Origin of the sequence: Streptomyces sp. NPDC101776, assembly GCF_044766845.1 — a bacterium.
Taxonomy (GTDB): domain Bacteria; phylum Actinomycetota; class Actinomycetes; order Streptomycetales; family Streptomycetaceae; genus Streptomyces.
Genome location: NZ_JBIWMV010000021.1, coordinates 1 through 22,430 on the forward strand (window position 1 = coordinate 1; position 22,430 = coordinate 22,430).

General features: G+C 71.4%; 18 protein-coding genes. 10 read left to right on the forward strand and 8 right to left on the reverse strand.

The window, feature by feature from the left end; translation table 11 throughout:
• Positions 1-101 precede the first annotated feature (101 nt).
• Positions 102-737, forward strand: a complete 636-nt coding sequence (locus tag ACIRRY_RS41480; RefSeq protein WP_403984067.1) for a M48 family metallopeptidase — start codon at positions 102-104, stop codon at positions 735-737.
• Positions 738-774: 37 nt separating this feature from the next.
• Here ACIRRY_RS41480 and ACIRRY_RS41485 read toward each other — a convergent pair whose 3' ends face one another.
• Positions 775-1,854 carry an NlpC/P60 family protein gene (locus ACIRRY_RS41485; protein ID WP_403983759.1) on the reverse strand — a complete coding sequence of 360 codons (1,080 nt, stop codon included), beginning with the start codon at positions 1,852-1,854 and terminating at the stop codon, positions 775-777.
• Positions 1,855-2,328: 474 nt separating this feature from the next.
• Here ACIRRY_RS41485 and ACIRRY_RS41490 point away from each other — a divergent pair, with 474 nt between their 5' ends.
• Complete coding sequence (locus tag ACIRRY_RS41490) at positions 2,329-2,682, forward strand: hypothetical protein (protein WP_403983761.1); 354 nt, start codon at positions 2,329-2,331, stop codon at positions 2,680-2,682.
• Here ACIRRY_RS41490 and ACIRRY_RS41495 read toward each other — a convergent pair.
• On the reverse strand, positions 2,660-3,649 hold the full coding sequence (locus ACIRRY_RS41495) for a tellurite resistance/C4-dicarboxylate transporter family protein (RefSeq protein WP_403983763.1): 990 nt from the start codon (positions 3,647-3,649) through the stop codon (positions 2,660-2,662). The genes ACIRRY_RS41490 and ACIRRY_RS41495 overlap by 23 nt on opposite strands.
• A gap of 179 nt (positions 3,650-3,828) precedes the next feature.
• Positions 3,829-4,656 carry a C40 family peptidase gene (locus ACIRRY_RS41500; protein ID WP_403983765.1) on the reverse strand — a complete coding sequence of 276 codons (828 nt, stop codon included), beginning with the start codon at positions 4,654-4,656 and terminating at the stop codon, positions 3,829-3,831.
• A gap of 272 nt (positions 4,657-4,928) precedes the next feature.
• Between ACIRRY_RS41500 and pcrA the strand changes: the two genes are divergently transcribed.
• Complete coding sequence (gene pcrA, locus ACIRRY_RS41505; RefSeq protein WP_403983767.1) at positions 4,929-7,463, forward strand: DNA helicase PcrA; 2,535 nt, start codon at positions 4,929-4,931, stop codon at positions 7,461-7,463.
• Positions 7,464-7,475: 12 nt separating this feature from the next.
• On the opposite strand, the gene ACIRRY_RS41510 is transcribed toward pcrA, so the two are convergent.
• Complete coding sequence (locus ACIRRY_RS41510; protein ID WP_403984069.1) at positions 7,476-9,029, reverse strand: M23 family metallopeptidase; 1,554 nt, start codon at positions 9,027-9,029, stop codon at positions 7,476-7,478.
• A 343-nt stretch (positions 9,030-9,372) separates the two neighbouring features.
• On the opposite strand from ACIRRY_RS41510, the gene ACIRRY_RS41515 reads away from it, so the two are divergent.
• Complete coding sequence (locus tag ACIRRY_RS41515; protein ID WP_403983769.1) at positions 9,373-9,576, forward strand: hypothetical protein; 204 nt, start codon at positions 9,373-9,375, stop codon at positions 9,574-9,576.
• 17 nt (positions 9,577-9,593) lie between these two features.
• On the opposite strand, the gene ACIRRY_RS41520 is transcribed toward ACIRRY_RS41515, so the two are convergent.
• A complete protein-coding gene (locus ACIRRY_RS41520) occupies positions 9,594-10,457 on the reverse strand; it encodes a lipase family alpha/beta hydrolase (RefSeq protein WP_403983771.1) in 864 nt (287 codons plus the stop codon).
• Positions 10,458-10,560: 103 nt separating this feature from the next.
• Positions 10,561-10,773 (reverse strand): hypothetical protein, encoded by a 213-nt coding sequence (locus ACIRRY_RS41525; protein ID WP_403983773.1) that lies wholly within the window; start codon positions 10,771-10,773, stop codon positions 10,561-10,563.
• Positions 10,774-10,843: 70 nt separating this feature from the next.
• Between ACIRRY_RS41525 and ACIRRY_RS41530 the strand changes: the two genes are divergently transcribed.
• Entirely contained in the window at positions 10,844-11,260 is a 417-nt protein-coding gene (locus tag ACIRRY_RS41530; protein WP_403983775.1) for a cobalamin B12-binding domain-containing protein, read from the forward strand.
• Positions 11,261-11,385: 125 nt separating this feature from the next.
• Here ACIRRY_RS41530 and ACIRRY_RS41535 read toward each other — a convergent pair whose 3' ends face one another.
• Together ACIRRY_RS41535 and ACIRRY_RS41540 are read right to left on the reverse strand one after the other, a co-directional pair.
• Positions 11,386-13,008, reverse strand: coding sequence for a DUF5691 domain-containing protein (locus ACIRRY_RS41535; RefSeq protein ID WP_403983777.1), 1,623 nt, complete (start codon positions 13,006-13,008; stop codon positions 11,386-11,388).
• Between the two features lie 79 nt (positions 13,009-13,087).
• Positions 13,088-14,446: an SWIM zinc finger family protein gene (locus tag ACIRRY_RS41540; protein ID WP_403983779.1), complete on the reverse strand. Its 1,359-nt coding sequence runs from the start codon at positions 14,444-14,446 to the stop codon at positions 13,088-13,090.
• Positions 14,447-14,579: 133 nt separating this feature from the next.
• Between ACIRRY_RS41540 and ACIRRY_RS41545 the strand changes: the two genes are divergently transcribed.
• From ACIRRY_RS41545 to sucC, 5 genes are all read left to right on the forward strand, one after another.
• Positions 14,580-15,710, forward strand: a complete 1,131-nt coding sequence (locus ACIRRY_RS41545; protein WP_403983781.1) for an AAA family ATPase — start codon at positions 14,580-14,582, stop codon at positions 15,708-15,710.
• Between the two features lie 132 nt (positions 15,711-15,842).
• Positions 15,843-18,287 (forward strand): DUF5682 family protein, encoded by a 2,445-nt coding sequence (locus ACIRRY_RS41550; protein ID WP_403983783.1) that lies wholly within the window; start codon positions 15,843-15,845, stop codon positions 18,285-18,287.
• Positions 18,288-18,429: 142 nt separating this feature from the next.
• Positions 18,430-19,611 carry a VWA domain-containing protein gene (locus ACIRRY_RS41555; RefSeq protein WP_403983785.1) on the forward strand — a complete coding sequence of 394 codons (1,182 nt, stop codon included), beginning with the start codon at positions 18,430-18,432 and terminating at the stop codon, positions 19,609-19,611.
• A 127-nt stretch (positions 19,612-19,738) separates the two neighbouring features.
• Positions 19,739-20,584 carry a hypothetical protein gene (locus tag ACIRRY_RS41560; protein ID WP_403983786.1) on the forward strand — a complete coding sequence of 282 codons (846 nt, stop codon included), beginning with the start codon at positions 19,739-19,741 and terminating at the stop codon, positions 20,582-20,584.
• Between the two features lie 661 nt (positions 20,585-21,245).
• Positions 21,246-22,424 carry an ADP-forming succinate--CoA ligase subunit beta gene (gene sucC, locus ACIRRY_RS41565; RefSeq protein WP_280878363.1) on the forward strand — a complete coding sequence of 393 codons (1,179 nt, stop codon included), beginning with the start codon at positions 21,246-21,248 and terminating at the stop codon, positions 22,422-22,424.
• Positions 22,425-22,430 lie beyond the last annotated feature (6 nt).

Genomic DNA, 22,430 nt, shown 5'->3' on the forward strand with positions numbered 1-22,430 from the left:
CTCATGTTGCTCTCGCTACTCACTACCTATGACTGCTTCCTCCGGGACCATCCGTCCCAGTATCAAGCTGTCCAGGTCAAAGGGGGAGCTTCACACTTACCCTGCGTACTCCTGTGGGCTGTGACGCTGTCAGAGCCGAGGCCTTCGTGCGGCAGAGCAGAGCCTGGATCGAGTCGAAACTCCTGCTGCGGGAACGGCACCGGCCCGCGCATCCGGTGCGTGAGTTCCGGGACGGCGAGACCTTTCGGTATCTGGGGCGTGAGTACCGGCTGCTTCTCGTGGACGAGGGCAGGAGCCCCGTGCGGTTGACGGCGGGGCGGCTGAGGCTGGACAAGGAGGTCGCCGCAGATCCCGCCCGGGCGCGCCGAGACCTGGTCGCCTGGTACCGGAAGTCCGGGCTGCGATGGTCGCGGGGACGTCTCCAGCCGTGGGCCGCCCGTATGGAGGTTCCCGAGCCCACGGTCACCGTTCGCGACGTCGGAAACCGGTGGGGGACGTATCGGCTCGGCGAAGACGGTACCGGCACTATGGCCCTGCACTGGGCTGTCTTCCAGTTGCCCGCTCACCTCGTCGACTACGTGATCGCACACGAGTTGGCACACATCAGGATCTCGGGACACGGGCCCGACTACTGGACGCTTCTGAGGCGGGCGATACCGGAGTGCGAGGTCCGCAAGGAGGAACTCGACGACCTGGGAAGACGTTTGTGGCTTGGGCAGATCGCCGAGCGGGACTGAGATCGAGGATGTCGCGGACGCGTGCGTCGCACGCTCCTCACACCACCCGTGTCGCCCCCGCGAACGGCATCTGGTCGATCGGCGCCAGCCGTACCGGAGCGGTCGGGTTCGGGGCGTGGATCATCTGGCCGTCGCCGACGTAGATGCCGACGTGACTGATGCCCGAGTAGAAGAACACCAGGTCGCCGGGGCGCAGTTCGTCCCGGGAGACCCGCTGTCCGGCGTTGATCTGGGCGTAGGTCGTGCGGGGCAGGGAGACACCGGCGGAGTTGTAGGCGGCCTGCACGAGGCCCGAGCAGTCGAAGGCGTTCGGGCCCGTCGCGCCCCAGACATACGGGCTGCCGAGCTTCTGGTAGGCGTAGGAAACGGCCGCCGCCGCACGGGAGTTGGGGGCGTCGGACGCGGCGGCCGAGGAGACGGGCGCGGCCAGCGCACCCCGTGCCGCGGTCGACGAGCGGGACGCGCGGCCGGTGCCGTCGGCCGTGCCGCCCGTGACCTGGGCCTGCTGCCGCGGAGTCAGCGTCGCCAGCAGCCGGCGCGCCTGGTCCAGCTTCCCGTTGATGGTCTTCTTCTGCCTGCCGAGCTCCGCCTGCCGCGACTTCAGCGAGGTCAGCTCGATGTGGGCGGCACCGCGCAACTGCTCGATCTCCCGGAGCTGTTGCCGTACGAGAGCGACGGCCGCCGTCTGCCGGTGGCCCACCCGGTCGGCGAACTCGGCGCCGTCCAGATACCGTTCGGGATTGTCGGAGAGCATGAGCTGCACCGCGGGGTCGATCCCGCCGCTGCGGTACTGGGCCGCGGCGACATAACCCAGCGAGTCCCGGGCCGAGTTGAGCTTCTCCGTCCTGCGTGCCGCCTCGTCCCGCAGGGTGTTCAACTGCTTCTCGGCCGCGTCCGCCTTCTCCTTCGCGCCGTCGTACTTCTCGGTCGCGACCTCCGCCTCCTGGTACAGCTTGTCCACCTTGGCCTTGACCTGGGTCGGTGTCAGCTGCGGCTCGGCGTGCGAGGTCCCGTCGAAGCCCGTCGCCGTCGCCGCGCCCGCGAGGGCGATCGTGACCGCGGTACGGGCCGTATGGCCGCTGAGCGGGCGCTGTCGGGCCTTGCGGTGCGCTGCCACGTGGACTGCACGTCCTTTCGTACGACCGCCGGGGGAGCGGGCGATTGAGCGTCCGGCGGCGGTCTGCACAGGGGGAGCGGGCCGCCGCCGGACTTCTCGGCGGTGGTGTCCGGCTGCCGCCCCTGGTCCGGGCGGCGGTGGGGAGCCGGTCACCTGGTGGAGGACGCTAAACCTGATGGTTGCGGCCCGGTAACGCATGCGCGGAACTGACGTGAGGTGACCGGGAATTGACCATGAGTGGCTGTGATCCCGGACCGGGCCCGCCGCCTTCGCGTGGCGCGCTGACCGATGCGGCGGTTCGGGCGCGGGGCGGTCCGGCGCGATGCTATGGGCCGCATATATGCACGGGCATCGGAGCGCTACGAGGGAGTTACGAGGGAGTACGGATACGAGGCACTACAGGAGTACGGATACGAGGCGCTACGGAGGGGCGGTGTCGGGCGGCCTCAGGGCCCCTGATTAGGCTCCGGCCCCATGGACGTACTCATCCATCTCTTCGTCGGCCTGCACATCATCGGCATCGCGGCGCTGCTCGGCGGTTTCCTGACCCAGATGAAGGCGATGGGTCAGGGCACGGCCCGCTTCGTCCCCGGCATGCTGCACGGCGCGCTGACCATGCTGGTCACCGGCGCGATCCTGGTCGGCCTCAACCAGGCCGACGACCAGCACGTCAACAACATCAAGATCGGCATCAAGCTCGCGCTGCTGATCGTGATCCTCGGCCTCGTCTATGTGAAGCGGGACGAGGAGAGCGTCGACAAGAGCCAGTTCGCGCTGGTGGGCGGGCTCACCATGGTGAACATCTTCATCGCGGTCCTGTGGACGTGACCCCGGACGTGGCCGCGCGATAGAACCGGACCGTCCCCGCGGCGACCACCAGCCACGCCGCCACCGCGATCCACAGCACCACCTCCCCGGGCGTCCGCAGCCACCCGACGTCCACGGCGGTCCCCACGGAGAGCATGGTCGCCGCCGTCATCCCGAGCGGGAACACCGTCGACCAGCGGCGCACGTCGTAGCGCGGCCGGGGCCAGGCGACCTCGGCGGCCAACAGGACGACGCACCAGGCCACATCGAGCACCAGCAGCGTCACGGTCACGGCCCGCAGGACGCCCCGGTCGTCGGAGTTCCACAGGTACAGGCGCGCGCTGTCGGCGGCGATCAGCTTCGACCCGGCCAGCGCCGAGACGGCCAGCGCGCCGCCGACGATCCAGTGGTCGCCGGCCCCGATGATCACCTGCCGCCATTCGAAACGGGCCAGCGCGAACCCGTAGAGCACCAGCCCGAGCCAGAACAGCACCAGCGCGGTGTGCGCGAGCCAGGCCACCGACTCGGCCGCCGCGATGGTCGCCCCCAGCACGGCCAGCGACTGCGTGGCCACACAGCCCAGGAACACCGTCCCGGGCATACGGCCCCGCCAGTTCCCCACGACCCGTACGAGCAGCCCCGGCCACAGCACGACGGCCGGCGCCAACAGCGCCTCGGCCACCGTCTGCCAACCCGCGATGGAGAACCGCGTCCCCAGGACGGCGGTCGCGGCCACGGCGGTCAGCGCACCGGGCGTCCCCGCCTCCGTGAGCCACCTCGGCCGGTCCGACAGCAGTCGTACGGCGAAGTCCACGGCCAGCCCCAGCCAGAAAGCGCAGGCCACCGCGAAGGCGATACGGGACAGCACCTCGTACCCCGTGACATGAAGGCCGACCGAGACGATCGCGGTCGCCATCACGACGGCCCCGGCCGCCGGCGGACGCTGCGCCCACCAGGCGCGGAAGCGGGAGATACCGGTATCGGGCATGGCCCGATGCTAGGGAGCGGCTCCGGTGCGGGCGGCGGGCCACGCGCGCGGGGACGTCAAAAACACCTGCACGCGTGCGTGGCGCCCCAAAACGCCCTCACGCGTGCGTGTGCGCCCCAAAACGCCCTCACGCGTGCGTGGCGCTCCAGAACGCCCTCACGCGCGCGTGGGGACCCCGCTCAGACGGGCCGCACCACGCTGTGGACGATCGCCGTGCCGTCGTAGTGGATCGACTCCTCGCGGACGTAGGTGCCGGGCTTCGGGGCGTGGATCATCATGCCGTCGCCTACGTAGACACCGACGTGGCTGACGTCGTCGTGGAAGAAGACCAGGTCGCCGGGTTGTACGTCGGCCAGGGGGACCGTCGTGCCGGCGTCGGCCTGGTCGGTGACGACGCGCGGGAGGGCGACTCCGGCGGCCTTCCAGGCGGCCTGGGCGAGGCCCGAGGAGTCGTAGGAGCCCGGTCCTGCGGCGCCCCAGACGTACGGCTTGCCGACCTGGGCACGGGCGAAGACGATGGCCTGCCCCGCGAGTGCAGCCGCCTCTTGTTGCCGCTCCCGCGTGGTCAGTTGGGACAGCAGCGCGCGTGCGGTGGAGAGCTTCTGCTGGACGGTGGCCTTGGCCGTCCCCAGGTCGCTCCGCGTCTCGTCGGTGGTCCGGAGGCCCTCGGTCGCCTCCTGGCGCTTCGGCGGCGTCGTGGACCGCTCCGTGAGGTGCGCGTCGGCCGCGTTCTTCCTGCGGGCGGTCAGGCGGCTCATCAACTGGGCCTGGTCGTAGTGGTCGTGCGGGGTGGCGGTGAACGAACTCGGCTCTTCCCGCACGGAGTTGATCTTCTGTGTGCGCTTGGCCGAGCTGCGCCTCTCGGTCGCCGAATCCGCCCGGCGGTAGAGGTCGTCGATCTTCTGCTCGACCTCTCCGAGGCTCCGGGTGCCGCCGTCGTCGGCGGAGGTCCATATGCCAGTGATGCGCGAGCCCGTGGAACGGGGCTTGCGGTGTGACGACGCCAAGGCGGCGACTCCTTCCGAGATCGGTGGGGCCTTCCGAAGTCGGTGGGGCCGTGGAGCTTGACGGCGGAGCCGCGGAGCTTGATCGAACGCTAACCAACTTGTGTGGCTTGTGTGAAGGTTGATGGCTGAAATGCCCGATGCGTTCGCGTGACCTCCGTCATGTGTCCGCCCGGCCGTCGCCGATGGTGATCGACCGGTTCTGGACCGTGAATTCTCCCGAGTTCCCGGGGTGGCAGCCGGTTGTCAGTGGGGCGCCCTAAACTCGGAGAGCGATGAGCAGCCTCTTTGACGACAGCTTCCTGGCGGATCTCCAGACCCCTCGGGGTCATGACGAAGAACCCCCGCCACCGCCCGAGGACGAGCACGGACCGGAGCAGGTTCCGGACGACCTGTTCGGCGGCAGGTTCGACGTGCCCGCGAGCAGAGACGCCTACTACCGGGACGGCGCCCCACGCCCTGCGGTCGACCCGGCCGCACTCCTGGACGGGCTGAACGAGAACCAGCGCGCGGCCGTCGTCCACTCCGACACCCCGCTGCTCATCGTGGCCGGCGCCGGCTCGGGCAAGACCCGCGTCCTCACCCACCGCATCGCCTACCTCCTCGGCGAGCGCCATGTGCACCCGGGCCAGATCCTCGCGATCACCTTCACCAACAAGGCCGCGGGCGAGATGAAGGAGCGCGTCGAGCAACTCGTCGGCCCGCGCGCCAACGCGATGTGGGTGATGACCTTCCACAGCGCGTGCGTACGCATCCTGCGCCGCGAGTCCAAGAAGCTCGGCTTCACGTCCTCGTTCTCGATCTACGACGCCGCCGACTCCAAGCGCCTGATGGCCCTGGTCTGCCGCGACCTGGACCTCGATCCCAAGAAGTTCCCGCCGAAGTCCTTCAGCGCCAAGATCTCGAACCTGAAGAACGAGCTGATCGACGAGGAGGACTTCGCCGCCCAGGCCGCTGGGGGCACCTCCCAGGCTATTGGCTCTGGGGGAAGCTTCGAGAAGACCGTCGCCCAGGCCTACGCGATGTACCAGTCGCGGCTGCGCGAGGCCAACGCCCTCGACTTCGACGACCTGATCATGACGACGGTCAACCTGCTGCGCGCCTTCCCGGACGTCGCCGAGCACTACCGCCGCCGCTTCCGGCACGTCATGGTCGACGAGTACCAGGACACCAACCACGCGCAGTACGCCCTCGTACGGGAACTCGTCGGCAGCGCCACCCCCCACGACGAGGACACCCCGCCGAGCGAACACGACCTGCCGCCCGCCGAGTTGTGCGTCGTGGGTGACGCCGACCAGTCGATCTACGCCTTCCGGGGCGCGACGATCCGCAACATCCTCCAGTTCGAGGAGGACTACCCGAACGCGACGACGATCCTCCTGGAGCAGAACTACCGCTCGACACAGACGATCCTCTCCGCCGCCAACGCGGTCATCGAGCGCAACGAGTCCCGCCGCCCCAAGAACCTGTGGACCAACGCGGGCGCGGGCGCGCAGATCACCGGCTATGTCGCCGACACCGAGCACGACGAGGCGCAGTTCGTCGCCGAGGAGATAGACCGTCTCACCGACGCGGGCGACGCGAAGGCGGGCGATGTCGCCGTCTTCTACCGGACGAACGCCCAGTCCCGTGTCTTCGAGGAGATCTTCATCCGCGTCGGCCTGCCGTACAAGGTCGTCGGCGGGGTCCGCTTCTACGAGCGCAAGGAGGTCCGGGACGTCCTGGCCTACCTGCGTGTGCTGGCCAACCCGGAGGACTCGGTCCCGCTGCGCCGCATCCTCAACGTCCCCAAGCGCGGCATCGGCGAGCGCGCCGAGGCGATGGTCGACGCCCTCTCGCAGCGCGAGAAGATCAGCTTCCCGCAGGCGTTGCGGCGCGTCGACGAGGCGTACGGCATGGCCGCGCGGTCGACGAACGCGGTCAAGAAGTTCAACACGCTGATGGAGGACCTCCGTACGATCGTCGACTCCGGCGCGGGCCCGGCGACGGTCCTGGAGGCGATCCTCGAACGCACCGGCTACCTCGCCGAGTTGCAGGCCTCCACCGACCCGCAGGACGAGACCCGGATCGAGAACCTCCAGGAACTCGCCGCCGTGGCCCTGGAGTTCGAACAGGAGAACAGCGGGGGGGAGGGCGAGAGCGAGACCCCGGTCGGGCTCGCCGCGTTCCTGGAGCGGGTGGCGCTGGTCGCCGACTCCGACCAGATCCCCGACGAGGACGAGGACGGCTCCGGGGTCATCACGCTGATGACTCTGCACACCGCCAAGGGACTTGAGTTCCCGGTCGTCTTCCTCACCGGCATGGAGGACGGCGTCTTCCCGCACATGCGCGCCCTCGGCCAGGCCAAGGAGCTGGAGGAGGAGCGGCGCCTCGCGTACGTCGGCATCACACGCGCGCGTGAACGCCTGTACCTCACCCGGTCGTCACTGCGCAGCGCCTGGGGACAGCCGTCGTACAACCCGCCCTCCCGCTTCCTGGAGGAGATCCCGGCGACGCACGTGGAGTGGAAGCGGACCGGCGCGATGGCGGCTCCGCCGTCGACGGGTCCGGCCTCGGGCATCGCGGCCTCGCTGTCCTCGACCCGCTCGCGCTCGTCGGCGTCGGGTGCGTCGGGCTTCGCCACCCGCCGGACCTCGGAGAAGCCGGTCGTGGCACTGGCCGTCGGCGACCGGGTCACGCACGACCAGTTCGGGCTCGGCACGGTGGTCGGCGTGAACGGCACGGGGGCGAACGCGGAGGCGACCGTCGACTTCGGGGAGCCGAAGCCGAAGCGTCTGCTGCTGCGGTACGCGCCGGTGGAAAAGCTCTAAGGGGAAAGGGAGTTACGTCGGGTCGAGCCCGTGGCTGCGAAGCCACGGGAGCGGGTCGATCGCCGCCCCGCCCGCCGGCCGTACCTCGAAGTGCAGGTGCGGACCGGTGGAGTTGCCCGAGTTCCCGGAGTACGCGATCGGGTCGCCGGCCTTCACCGTCGTCCCCGGGGCGACGCGGTAGCTGGAGAGGTGGCAGTACCACGTCTCCGTGCCGTCCTTCTCGGTCAGGATCAGCATGTTGCCGTAGGCGCTGTTCCACTTCGTGCTGACGACGCCGTCGGTCGCGGCCATCACCGTCGTGCCGTACGAGACGGGGAAGTCGATGCCCGTGTGCACGGACATCCAGTTGACGCCGGCCTGCCCGAAGTAGGCGCTGAGGCCCCGCTGCGTCACCGGCAGCACGTACTTGGGGCGCAGCCGCTCCTTGCGGGCCGCCTCCGCCGCCGCCTTCTTCTTCCCGGCTTCCTGCTGGGCCTTGAGGTCGATACGTTCCTGCGTACGGCTGGCCCGGTCGGCGAAGTCGTCGGCACCGGCCGACAGGCTCTTGATCTGGGCGTCCAGCTTGTTGTTCGCGACGGACGGCTGCACCGTGGTCGCGTCGGAGGCGGACGCCGTCGTGTCGCTGCCGCCGGTCAGCGTGCCGACGGACGCGGCGGCGATCCCGGCGACCCCCATCACACACGCGGACGGCACGGCGATGGTCAGCAGCGCGGAGCGCTTCGGGGGCGTACGGCGCCGGGAACGGCTCCCGCCCCGGGACGCGGCGCGCGAGGCGGTCGCCGGGGCCGGGGTGAACTCCTCCTGGTCGTCGAGGAGTTCGGGCTCCGGCGCGGGACCGTCGAGTTCCAACTCGGCCTCGTCGAGGACGGGCAGCTCGCCGGCGGCGGTCAACTCGCCGTCTTCCGGGGCGGGTTCGTCGTAGGAGCCCTCATGTGTCCCGTCGTACGCACCCTCATGCGTCCCGTCGTACGACGCCTGCTCGAAGGTGGTGGTCGCGTCGGCGGGGGTGCCGTCGGCGTTCCACTGCGTGGCGTCGTAGGCGCCGGTGTCGAAGGCCTGCGTGCCCCATTCCCAGTGCTGGGTCTGGTCGGTGGCGGGGACGGCGGAGTGGGCCGACTGGTCCGGCTGGAGCCAGGCGTTCGCGTCCCACTGGCCGCTGATGTCGGGGGCGCCGGTCTGCGGCGGGATGGCGGACAGCTGCTGGTAGTCGGCCGACCAGGCGGTGGTCTCGTAGGCGCCCGTGTCGTAGGCGGCGTGGTGCTGGGCCGCGTACGGGTCGTAGTTCAGGGTCTGTTGGGCACCCGTGGACCAGGCCGAGGAGTCGTAGGCGCCGGTGGCGTGTGACGCCACGTCATGCGCGCCGGTGCTGTGGCCGTTGCCCGGCATGTCGCCGAAGAGGGGGTCGGTGGCGAAGCTCGCGGTGGCCTGGCCGCCGCCCGCGCCGGGATGGAAATCCGTGGCGGTGTGGTCGCCGTACGTGGTGAAGTCGCCGTACTGGGCGTCCTGCCCGCCGTACGACGCGTAGTGCGCCGAGGTGGCATCGGAAGCCGGAGCCGGGGTGGTCATGATCCCCGACGGGTGACGGTCGTTCACCAACTTCTCTATTCGCCTCGACAACAGGGGCTGCCAGAGCAGTGCGGTGACTGTACCCGGCGGTATGCGGGCACGACAATCTTCGTCAGGTTTCGCGTCCGCCGGAAACGGGCATTCGGCCGTGTTTCGGGGGACGGCGGGCACGGGTTTGGCCTTGCGTTCGAATAGCGTTCGAGGTCAGAGGTCGTTCGGTTGCTGTCCGCGCCCTGTGCGGACGCTTCGAAGGGCATGGAAATGCTTCCCGCGCCGGGGGCGGGGCGCGTTGACTGACGGCGGTCGACGGGCATCCGACGGCATCCGACGTAGGGAGTGCGTGATGAGGGCGTGGAAGCGTGCGGGGATCGCGGTCGGGCTGGCCGCGGCGACCATCGGCATCGTGAGCCCGGCGGCATCGGCCGCGCCCGCGCCGTGGGACATCAGCCGCGCACACCGGCCCGCGCCGGCGCAGGGGACGCAGGCGTTCTCGGTCGGGGAGGCCGGCACCGTCAGCGTGCGGTGCGGGCCTCCCTGCTACCAGTAGGGGTCGCGCGGCGCCGGTCAGGCCACCGTCAGGCCGTTCCTGCGGGTGGCGGCCGGGGTTTCCGTCCGCGGGGTGTCGAGGGCCTGGCGGATGCCAGCCGCGATGGTGGGGTGGACCGGCAGGGCGAGGTGGCCGATGCCGCTGACCTGGACGTTCTCGGCGAGCAGGTCGGGGTGGTCGATGCAGGCCGTCTCCAGCGGTTCCATCAGATTGTCGAGGTCGCTCCAGAAGCTGACGAAGTGCGTGCGGCAGCCGGGGGCGGGGCGGGTCAGTTCCTCGATCACCGGTGAGCCCGGCCGCATCTGGCGGACGATCGGGTGGGCGCTGGCCAGCGGGACCACCGCCGTACCGGAGTGCGGGGTGCCGAGCGTCACGAGCGTGCGGACCCGCAGGTCGCCGCCGAGCCGCTGCACGTAGTACCGCGCGATCAGTCCGCCGAGACTGTGCCCGACGATGTCGACCTCGTTGCTGCCCGTGCGCTCGCAGATCTCCTCGATGTGCCGGCCCAGCAGCTCGGCCGCGGTGCGGATGTCGCAGGTCAGCGGCGAGTAGTTGAGGGACTCGACCTGCCGGTGCCCGTGCTGGGCCAGGGAACGGCGCAGCAGCACGAAGACCGAGCGGTTGTCGATGAACCCGTGCAGCAGCACCACCGGGGGTTTCGCCTCGGTCGGCAGTTGTGCCGCGTCCTCGGGCGAGGGCGGTTCGGGCAGGGGCGCCCGGCGTTCCTGGGCCATGCCGGAGGGATAGAGGAGAAGGTGGCCCGCGAGGATCACGATCTCCAGGGCGGTCGCTTTCAGGAGGGTCATCGACAGGCCCGCCAGCCTGCTGGGCAGGAGGCGCTGACAGAGGGGGATAAAGGGCAGTGCCCCGGAGACCTTCATGGCCGACCTCCTGTCGGCACACGGAACGACAGCTCCGTCCCCCGTGTGCCCTCGTGGGAGGCCACCGCGAGGACCATCGACGGTGCGCGAGTGGTGCGCGGGGTCAGCCCTGCGTGCCCTTCGTGCGTGCGCCGATGCGCCGTACCAGCGCGCCGCGCGGCCTGCGGCGCGGTGGTACGGCGACCTCGTTGCGGCTCCCGGTGCGCTTGTTCCCGCTGGAACGCTGCGCGGTGAACGTGTCCCATCGTGTGATTTCCCCCTCGGTATCCACCGCGAAACTGCCGGTTGCGGGATGCTGGAGATAACGTTCGTTCACTTCCCGCACTGAAGCGGGTGCCGCGGTACCCGTGGGTAGGGATGAACGCAGTCGCTTCATGGAGGCAGTGATGGGTGTGGCAGCCGGTCCGATCCGCGTGGTGGTGGCCAAGCCGGGGCTCGACGGCCATGATCGCGGGGCCAAGGTGATCGCGCGGGCGCTGCGCGACGCCGGTATGGAGGTCATCTACACCGGTCTCCACCAGACCCCCGAGCAGATCGTCGACACCGCGATCCAGGAGGACGCCGACGCGATCGGCCTCTCCATCCTCTCCGGCGCCCACAACACACTCTTCGCGGCCGTGATCGACCTCCTTGAGCAGCGCGAGGCGGCGGACATCCTGGTCTTCGGCGGCGGCATCATCCCCGAGGCGGACATCGCTCCCCTCAAGGAGAAGGGCGTCGCGGAGATCTTCACCCCCGGGGCGACGACACAGACGATCGTGGACTGGGTGCGGGAGAACGTGCGCCAGCCTGCGGGGGCGTAACTTCGTTTTCCGGCGAGCGTGACCTACCAGCCCGTCCGGCGTTCGAGGACGAGGCCGTCCAGGCCGAAGGGGGGTTTGGGGGCACAGCCCCCAAGCTTCTACGGCAACTCCGACTCCCGCTGCTTCTACGGCGACGGCACCCCCAACTCCGCCGCCATCGCCGCGCGCAACCGCAACGTAGTCATCAACCGCTGAAACGCCTCCGCCCAATAACCCCCCGCCCCCGGCGCCGCGTCCTCCGACTCGTCCGGCACCGCCAGCAACCCGTCGAGCCGCCCCGCCTCGGCCGGATCGAGACACCGCTCGGCCAGCCCCATCACCCCACTGAAACTCCATGGATAACTCCCCGCGTCCCGCGCGATGTTGAGCGCGTCCACCACAGCCCGCCCAAGCGGCGCGGCCCACGGCACCGCACACACCCCGAGCAGCTGAAACGCCTCGGACAACCCCTGCGCCGCGATGAACCCGGCCACCCACTCGGCCCGTTCGCCCCCACCCAGCGTGCTCAGCAGCTTGGCGCGCTCGGCCAGGGACACCGCTCCGGGGCCGCCCGCCTCGGGCGCCGACGGAGTCCCCAGCAGCGCCCGCGACCACGCGGCGTTCCGCTGCCGTACCGCCGCCCGGCACCACGCGGCGTGCAGCTCGTTCCGCCAGTCGTCCGCCACCGGAAGCGCCACGATCTCGCTGGGCGTACGTCCGCCGAGCCGCCGCTCCCAGGTCGCGAGCGGGGTCGCCTCCACCAACTGGCCTAGCCACCAAGAGCGTTCACCTCGTCCCGCCGGAGCCTTGGACACCACACCGTCTCGCTCCATGCTCGAGTCGCACTCGTGCGGCGCTTCCACGACGAGCGAGGGATCTTGACGCGTGCGGTCGACGGCCACACAGGCCGCCGCCCGCACCGCCATCCGCGCGGCGAGCGCCGACTCGGGCAGCGCCGACAGCAATTCGGCCGCCGTGGCCCGGACGTTGCGGCTCCGGTCGGCCAACGCCTGCTCCAGGAACGGCTCGTCCTCGGCCGCGAGACCCATGCGCAGCGAGTCGAGGAACATCAGCCGGTCCTCCGCCCGCTCCGTCGTCCAGGTCGTGATGAGCAACTCGCGTGCGACGGCGGGTCGTTGTGCCCGTATCGCCGCGAGCAGGGCCACCCGCTCGGCGAACAGCCCCTCCTGCCACAGCAGTTGGACCTGGTCGGGGTCGTCGAGAGCGGGCAGGGCGGTGCCGCCGCCCGGTGTCGCGCGCAGGGCGAACCGCCAGTCCGGGTTCAGCCGGGCCAGCCACAGCGCGCGCGGGCCCGCGAACTCCAGCGCCGCCGGCCGCAGATCCGTACGCCCCCGGGCCGCGTCCAGCAGCGCCGGCAGCACCGGAACGGGCGCGGCGAACCCGCGCGCGTTGGCCGCCGCGAGCCACTGGGGCAGCAACTCCATGAGATCCGGCGAGGTGCCCCGACGGCCCCCACCACCCACACCGGGGCGGTCGGCCAGCAGCATCGCCAGCCTGCGGGCCGCCGCTCCGGGCAGCGCCGGACGCGCGTCGGGTACGGCCGGCTCCGGACGCTCCGCCGCCCGCGCCGGACACAGCCCCGCCCGCCGCCGTACGGTCTCCATGGCCGCCGCGTCCAGCAGCGCCACGGGGGCGTCCTGGCCCGGCGCGCAGCCCGCAGGCGTACGGCGGTCCGTGCCGAGCAGGGCCGTGGTGACGAGCTCTTCCCAGTCGCCCGCCGGGGGCGCCGGTGCGGGGGTGGTGTTCATGCGGTGCCTTTCCGTCGGATGCCTCGGAGTGACGGGGCTCGGAGTGATAGTGCTCGGAGGGGTTGGGTTCGGAGGGGGTTCAGCACAGGGACACCGGCTCTCCCGTGCCCTCCGGCCAGGCCGTCAGCGGGGTGAAGCCCCGGTGGCCCAGTTCCCCGAAGACCTTGACCGGGGCGCCTCCGGAGAGGGCGACGAGCCGCCACAGGCCGGGGCGGGAGCGGGCGGTCGGGGTGAGGGGGAGCGCCAAGTCCGCGTCGGCGTCCGCCAGTTGCCAGGAGTCGCCGTCCGGGGTGGGGACGACCCGGTCCAGCGTCACCGGGACGGAATCCAGCCACGGGTCGAGCCGTAGCGCCTCCCCGTAGCGGACGGCGGCCTGCGTCGTCGCCACCCCGCGCGGCCGTCCCGTCATAGGTGAGGGCGCCGCGAACTGCTCGCCCAGAGCCGCCCGGAACTGCCCGGCGCCCGGGAACGCGGACACCTCCGCGTCCAGGGCGAGCCCCATGGGCAGCGCCACCTCGGGGGCGCGGCCCGCGGCGCCGTAGGAGAGGAGAAGGGACGTGCGGCCCGACTCCGTGCCGTACAGCCATATTCTTCGGGTCGTCAGTTTCGGGTCCGTCGTGTCGTACTGGGCGAGGACCAGCCAGTGGTCGCGCAGGGGTGGGCCGTCCGCCGATGCGGGCAGGCCGATGCGGGAGCGGACCGTCGCCGCCAGGTCGTCGGGCAGGCGCTCGCGGCGCAGCCAGGCCTGGTCGAGGAGGTGGAGCAGCGCGCACTCCTCCAGCAGCCGGACCGGCCAGCCCGGGCCCGAGGACGGGATCGCCCCCAACTCCCTTGCGCGCGCGGCCAGTCCGGGGGCCTGCGCGTCGACCATGCGGGCCGCCGTCTCCTCCCACAGCCCGTACCCCGCCTGCTCCGCCGAGGCCAGGCCCGTGCGCAGCAGGTCCGTCAGCCGCTGCTCCAACTCGGCCGCGCCCAGGCTGATCCGCTCGGCCCGCCGCTCCGCCCTGCGCCGCGCCGCCTCCGGGTCAGCGGCGGCCGGGGCACCGGCCGCGGCCCCCGCCCGTTTCTCCTCCGTCCGCTTGCGCCGCCCCGCCAGCCACTCCTCCGCCCAGTCCGGCGCCGGCCCCTGCACCGCCGGCACCGCGCCGTCCTCGCCCGCCCACAACAGCAGCAGCCCCAGCGCGTGCTTGCACGGGAACTTGCGGCTCGGGCAACTGCACTTGTACGCCGGCCCCGCGGTGTCCGCGATGTCGACGACCGTCTGATACGGCTTGCTGCCACTGCCCTTGCACAGCCCCCACACCGTCCCCTCGTCAGAACTGCCCGCCTCGGACCACGGCCCCGCCGCCCCGAGCTTGCTGCCCGCTTTGCGTGACGCTGCGTCAGGCGCCAGTGCCAGCACCTGGTCAGCCGTCCAGCGCACCCCCTGCTGAGTCATGACATCGAAGGTAGATCCCGGCACTGACAATCGGCCCCGCGTCAGCGTTTGCGCAGGTCAGATCGCATTGTCAGTGGTGTGGTGCACGGTGGACACCAGATCCGAACCGGCCGAGCTGGAGGGGGCCTCAGCCATGACTGTGTCCACAGAACCCACGAACGCGCAGGCGAGTGAGAAGGCGGCGGCCGAGGTACTGCGCCCGCATGCCGAGGACGCCTTCGCCGACGAACTCGCCGCGCTGGCCGCGCAGGACGACCGGCCGCGCCCGGTCCGCTGGAAGATGTCGCCGTGGGCGGTCGCCACGTATCTGCTGGGCGGCACGCTGCCGGACGGCACGGTGATCACACCGAAGTACGTCGGCCCGCGCCGCATCGTCGAGGTCGCCGTCACCACCCTCGCCACCGACCGCGCCCTGCTCCTGCTCGGCGTGCCCGGCACCGCCAAGACCTGGGTCTCCGAGCACCTCGCCGCAGCGGTCAGCGGCGACTCCACCCTGATCGTCCAGGGCACCGCGGGCACCCCCGAGGAGGCGATCCGCTACGGCTGGAACTACGCGCAACTGCTGGCCAACGGCCCGAGCCGCGACGCCCTCGTGCCCAGCCCCGTCATGCGGGCCATGGCGGAGGGGATGACCGCGCGCGTCGAGGAGCTGACCCGCATCCCGGCCGACGTACAGGACTCGCTGATCACGATCCTGTCCGAGAAGACGCTGCCGATACCGGAGTTGGGGCAGGAGGTGCAGGCGGTCCGCGGCTTCAACCTGATCGCCACGGCCAACGACCGCGACCGCGGGGTCAACGACCTCTCCAGCGCCCTGCGCCGCCGTTTCAACACGGTGGTGCTGCCGCTGCCGGAGAGCGCGGACGCCGAGGTCGACATCGTCGCCCGCCGCGTCGACCAGATCGGCCGCTCGCTCGATCTGCCGGCGGTGCCCGAGGGCGTCGACGAGATCCGCCGGGTGGTGACCGTCTTCCGCGAACTGCGCGACGGGATCACGGCGGACGGGCGCACGAAGCTCAAGTCGCCCAGCGGCACGCTGTCGACGGCCGAGGCGATCTCCGTCGTCACCAACGGGCTCGCACTGGCGGCCCACTTCGGCGACGGACTGCTGCGGCCCAGCGATGTCGCGGCCGGCATCCTCGGCGCCGTCGTCCGCGATCCGGCGGCCGACCGGGTCATCTGGCAGGAGTACCTGGAGGCGGTCGTCCGGGAGCGCGACGGCTGGAAGGACTTCTACCGGGCCTGCCGGGAGGTGAGCGCGTGAGCGAGTCCAGGGGGCTGGTCGACGACGACTCCACGTGGAACCTGAACGGGAGGCGGGACGACTCCGCGTGGAGGGTGACCTGGAGGCAGAACGACTGTGACCGGAGTACGACCCGGAGGGGAGGGGGACGAAGTGGCGGGAACTGAGGGGAGCGGGGGCGGCGGTCGGCGCGGTCCGGGCGCCGGGCCGTTGCTGCTCGGGGTGCGGCATCACGGGCCCGGTTCGGCGCGGGCCGTGCGAGCGGCGCTGGCGGCGGCCCGGCCGAAGGTCGTGCTGATCGAGGGGCCGCCGGAGGCCGACGCGCTGATCCCGCTGGCCGCCGACGAGGACATGCGGCCGCCCGTCGCACTCCTCGCCCACGCCGTGGACGAGCCGGGCCGCTCGGCCTTCTGGCCGCTGGCCGAGTTCTCCCCGGAGTGGGTCGCCATCCGCTGGGCCTTGGAACACGAGGTCCCGGCCCGCTTCATCGACCTCCCGGCGATCCACACCCTGGCCTGGGGGAGGGACGAGCCCACGGAGGACGAGCCCACGGGCGGCGAACAGCCGCCGCACCGGACTGACGCCCCCGAGCCGGCCCCCGACCTCCGAGTGGACCCCCTCGCCGTACTCGCCGAGGCCGCGGGCTACGACGATCCCGAGCGCTGGTGGGAGGACGTCGTCGAGCACCGGGGCGTGGGGGAGCGGGACGCGTTCGCGCCGTTCACCGCGCTGGAGGAGGCCATGGGGGCGCTGCGCGAGACGTACGGGGTCGGCGGCCACGACCGGGACCTCGTGCGCGAGGCGTACATGCGGCTCCAAGTACGGGCGGCGCAGCGGGAGTTCGAGGACGACGTGGCCGTGGTGTGCGGGGCCTGGCATGTGCCCGCACTGCGGCAGAAGACGTCCGTCGCCGCGGACCGCGCACTGCTCAAGGGGCTGCCCAAGGTCAAGGCCGAGCTGACCTGGGTGCCGTGGACGCACCGCCGGCTGTCGCGGGCCAGCGGGTACGGCGCGGGGATCGACTCGCCGGGCTGGTACGGCCATCTGTTCGGCGCGCCGGACCGGCCGGTCGAGCGGTGGATGACCAAGGTGGCGGGGCTGCTGCGGGAGGAGGACCGGATCGTCTCCCCGGCCCATGTCATCGAGGCCGTACGGCTGGCGGAGACGCTCGCGGTGATGCGCGGCCGTCCGTTGGCGGGGCTCGGGGAGACCACCGACGCGGTGCGCGCGGTGATGGGCGACGGCTCGGACGTCCCGCTGTCGCTGGTGCACGACCGGCTCGTGGTCGGGGATGTGCTGGGCGAGGTGCCGCCGGGCGCGCCCGCCGTGCCGTTGCAGCGCGACCTCGACCGGTCGCAGCGCAGGCTGCGGATCAAACCGGAGGCGCTGGAGCGGGAGTTGGAGCTCGACCTGCGCAAGGAGACCGACGTCGGGCGCAGCACGCTCCTGCACCGGCTGCGGCTGCTGCGGGTCGAGTGGGGCGAGCCGGTCGCGTCGCGGGGGAGCACGGGTACGTTCAGGGAGACCTGGCGGCTGCGCTGGGAGCCGGAGTTGGCGGTGCGGGTCGCCGAGGCGGGGGTGTGGGGCACGACCGTGCTCGCGGCGGCGACCGCGAAGGCGGAGGCGGACGCGGTCGGGGCGCGGCACCTCGCCGACGTCACCGCGCTCGCCGAGCACTGCCTGCTGGCCGAACTGCCGGACGCGCTCCCGGTGGTGATGAAGGTCCTCGCCGACCGCGCGGCCCTGGACACGGACGTCGGCCATCTCGCGCAGGCCCTGCCCGCCCTGGTCCGTTCGCTGCGCTACGGCGACGTACGCGGCACCGACACGGGCGCGCTGACGGAGGTCGCGGCCGGCCTCGCCGAGCGTGTCTTCGTCGGCCTGCCCCCGGCCTGCGCGGCCCTCGACGCGGACGCCGCGGAGGAGATGCGGGGGCATGTGGACGCGGTGCACGGGGCGGTGGCCCTGCTGGGGGACGCCCCCGGCCGTGACATCCCCGCGGCCGGTCACGGTGCCCTGCGCAGCCGCTGGCGTGCCGTGCTGCGGACGCTCTCCGCGCGGGACACCGTGCCGGGTGTCATTCGCGGACGGGCCGTGCGACTCCTGCTGGACGAAGGGGAGTTGGGGGCGGACGAGGCGGCCCGGCTGATGGGGCTGGTGCTGTCGCCGGGGACTCCGCCGGCGGACGCGGCAGCGTGGGTCGAGGGGTTCGTCGGGGGTGGGGGTGGGCTGCTGCTGGTGCACGACGAGCGGTTGCTCGGGCTGGTGGACGCGTGGCTGACCGGGGTGCCGGCGGAGGCGTTCACGGACGTACTGCCGTTGCTGCGGCGCACGTTCTCGTCGTACGAGCCGGGGGTGCGCCGGACGCTCGGCGAGCTGGTGCGGCGCGGGCCCGGGAAGCAGGCGGGTGCGGGGGCGACGGCGGGGGTCGGGATACCCGGGTTCGGTGCGGAGTCGGATGCCGGGCGGGCGGACGCGGTGGTGCCGGTGCTGCGGCTGTTGTTGGGGCTGGACGACATGGCGGGGAACGCGACGGGGCACGTGGTGGGGAACGCGGTGGGAAACAGCGGCAACGAGCTTGTGGGGGTGGCGGGATGACGACGAACAGCGGTGGGCAGGGCATGAGGAGGCAGGGGGAGAGGGCTCAGGCGGCGGGTGCCGGGCGGCGGGCTGGGGACCGTCCGGCGACTGCCGTGCGGGTCGTGCCGTTGTGGGAAGGGCTGCGGACGGGGGTGCGCGGATGACGGTCGAGGCGGCCGGGGCGGTCGGGGGCGTGGACGCCGGGGCGGAGCGGTTGCGGCGCTGGCGGCTGGTACTCGGGGGCGACGCGGCCGACGGCACCGGATGCGAGCTGTCCGGGCAGGACGCCGCGATGGACGGGACACTCGCCGCGCTGTACGGCAGGGGGGACAAGGGGCGGGCGGCGAAGGACCGTTCGGCGGGGCTCGGGGCGTCGGCGCCGTCCGTCGCGCGCTGGCTCGGGGACATCCGGACGTACTTCCCGTCCTCCGTCGTCCAGGTCATGCAGCGCGACGCCATCGACCGGCTCGGGCTGTCCGCGCTGCTCCTCGAACCGGAGATGCTGGAGGCGGTCGAGGCCGACGTGCACCTCGTCGGCACGCTGCTCTCCCTCAACAAGGCGATGCCGGAGACCACGAAGGAGACGGCGCGGGCGGTGGTCCGCAAGGTCGTCCAGGACCTGGAGAAGCGGCTCGCCACCCGCACCCGGGCCACCCTCACCGGCGCGCTCGACCGCAGCGCGCGTATCAACCGGCCGCGCCACCACGACATCGACTGGAACCGCACGATCGCGGCCAACCTCAAGCACTACCTGCCCGAGTACCGGACGATCGTGCCCGAGCGGTTGATCGGATACGGACGCGCTTCCCAGTCCGTGAAGAAAGAGGTCGTCCTCTGCATCGACCAGTCCGGGTCGATGGCGGCGTCCGTCGTCTACGCCTCCGTGTTCGGGGCGGTGCTGGCGTCCATGCGGTCGATCGACACCCGGCTGGTCGTCTTCGACACCGCGGTCGTCGACCTCACCGACCAGCTCGACGACCCGGTGGACGTGCTCTTCGGGACCCAGCTCGGCGGCGGTACGGACATCAACAGGGCGCTCGCGTACTGCCAGTCGCAGATCACCCGGCCCGCGGAGACGGTGGTCGTGCTGATCAGCGACCTCTACGAAGGGGGCATACGGAACGAGATGCTGAAGCGGGTCGCGGCGATGAAGGCGTCGGGGGTGCAGTTCGTGACGCTGCTCGCGCTGTCCGACGAGGGCGCGCCGGCCTACGACCGCGAACATGCCGCCGCGCTGGCCGCGTTGGGGGCGCCGGCCTTCGCCTGCACACCCGATCTCTTCCCGGAGGTGATGGCGGCGGCGATCGAAAAGCGTCCGTTGCCGATACCGGACACCGCATGACGAACCGGCACCGGTGGTGATGAACGGGCTTGGGGGACAGGGGGGTTGCGCGTCCCCGAGCCGCCCGTGCAAGGATCGTCGCCTCATGATCTGGCCCACTGCCGCGATACCCGGTGCCGCCCTGCGCGTGACGCATACGGCGGTCGGGCGGCGTGTGCTGCAACTGGTGCTGCTGGTGGGCGGGTTGTTCGTGGTCGGGTTGCTGTGCGGGGGACAGGCGCAGGCGGCCGATGGGGTTCTGGGCAAGCCGGTGAGTCTCGGCAGTCCGGGGATTCCGGTGGCGGCTCCGGTGGTGAAACCTGTCCCGCACCCGGTTTCGGTTCCGGCCCCGATCTCGGTTCCTGTCCCTGTTCTCGCTCCGGTGGTGGCTCCGGTGTCGGACATCGTGGAGCGGGTCGTGCGGCCCGTGAGTGACGTGGTGACGAAGACGGTGACCGCGGTGTTGGCCGAGGCGCCTTCGTTACCTTTGCTGCCCACCTTGCCCTCGCTGTCGACCTTGCCGTCAGTCCCCGTGGTGCCGAGTCAGGCCGTGCCTCCGGTGCAGACGCCTCCGGTGCAGGCACCTCCGACGCACACGGCGCCGGTGCCGACGCCCGTCCGGTCGACCCCGCAGTCTTCGAGCGGTGGGCATCGTACGGATGCGAGGCCTGCCGAGATGGCGGTAGGCGTAGGGGCGGCGTACGGACCGCGCTTCGTCGTCGCCGCCGATGCGCTCAACGCCGTAGGGCATGCAGTCATGCGCCATGCCCCCTCCGTCAGGCCCGCCCCCGCTCCCCAGGTACCCACCGGCGATCCGGATGGCGCCCTGCGCGATCAGCAGGCCATGGACAGTGGCAGCTCGCGGCACTGTGACGTGCAGGCCGTGACCTTGGGCAACAGGGTGGCCGTGCGGTTCGTGCCCGGTGTTGCCGCGCGTGCGGGTGTGCCGGAGACCCGGGACAGGTACCGGGACGTTCCCGTCTTCCCGGGCTAGGCACGGTCTTCCGGCAGTTGACCTGACCGGAATGTCGCCATGTCTCCCTTTCCGGAACGCCTGAGGAACCGACGTACCCATGAGCAACAACCTGAGCACGCACACCGCTGTCGCCCCGGCCGAATTCCGACGACGTCTCGTCGATGCGGTGGTCTCCGTCCCGCGAGGGTCCCGGGTCAGGGCCGCCGCGGCCATCCAAGGCGCACGGGCCGCACGCGCCGCACACAATGTCTGCGCTCTGACCGTCCGGCACTGAGAGCGACCGACTCCGTGAGGCAGTGACCCCGGACGGCCGAATGCCGTCGGTCCGTCCGGGGCGCGTCTCGCGGTAGGGGGTCCCGCCGGGCCAACCCCAACCCGGCGGGACCCCGCCCGAAGGATCCGCCCGAGGGATCCGCCCGAAACGACCCACCTGGGCGACCGCCCGTAAGCCCCGCGCACGGCACTCCGTGTCACGAATTCCGGCATCATGTGACAGGTATCACCGCTCAGGTGTGACCCTCGATTTAGGGGCCCTCTGCAAGCAGCGATAACCTGCGAGACGGACATGCCGCGCGCTCGGTCACCGTGTGCGCCTCCCTTGTGACAGCGGACGTCACGTTGCCCTTCGCGGCACGCCCACGCATCCAACGAACCGCGATATCACTGAGGACGGAAGCGCGTGGACCTGTTCGAGTATCAGGCGAGGGACCTCTTCGCCAAGCACGATGTACCGGTGCTGGCCGGTGAAGTCATCGACACGCCTGAGGCGGCCCGCGCAGCCACCGAGAGGCTCGGTGGCAAGTCCGTCGTCAAGGCCCAGGTGAAGGTCGGCGGCCGTGGCAAGGCCGGTGGCGTGAAGCTCGCCGCCACCCCGGACGAGGCCGTCGCGCGTGCGACGGACATCCTCGGCATGGACATCAAGGGCCACACGGTCCACAAGGTGATGATCGCCGAGACCGCGCCCGAGATCGTCGAGGAGTACTACGTCTCGTACCTCCTCGACCGCACCAACCGCACCTTCCTCGCCATGGCGTCCGTCCAGGGCGGCGTGGAGATCGAGGTCGTCGCGGAGGAGAACCCCGAGGCCCTCGCGAAGGTCCCGGTCGACGCCAACGAGGGCGTCTCGATCGAGAAGGCCCGCGAGATCGTCGCCCAGGCGAAGTTCCCGGCCGACGTCGCCGAGCAGGTCGCCGAGATCCTGGTGACACTGTGGGACACCTTCATCAAGGAGGACGCCCTCCTCGTCGAGGTCAACCCCCTCGCGAAGGTCGCCTCCGGCAAGGTCATCGCCCTCGACGGCAAGGTCTCGCTGGACGAGAACGCGGAGTTCCGCCAGCCGGACCACGCGGCCCTTGAGGACAAGGACTCCGCCAACCCGCTCGAGGCGGCGGCCAAGGCCAAGAACCTCAACTACGTCAAGCTCGACGGCGAGGTCGGCATCATCGGCAACGGCGCGGGTCTCGTCATGAGCACCCTGGACGTCGTCGCGTACGCCGGTGAGAACCACGGTGGCGTGAAGCCGGCCAACTTCCTCGACATCGGCGGCGGCGCGTCCGCGGCCGTGATGGCGAACGGCCTGGAGATCATCCTGGGCGACCCCGACGTCAAGTCGGTCTTCGTCAACGTCTTCGGCGGCATCACCGCCTGCGACGAGGTCGCCAACGGCATCGTGCAGGCGCTGCAGCTGCTCGCGGACAAGGGCGAGGAAGTCACCAAGCCCCTCGTCGTCCGCCTCGACGGCAACAACGCCGAGCTGGGTCGCAAGATCCTCTCCGACGCCAACCACCCGCTGGTCCAGCGCGTGGACACCATGGACGGCGCGGCCGACAAGGCCGCCGAGCTCGCGGCTGCGAAGTAAGGGAAG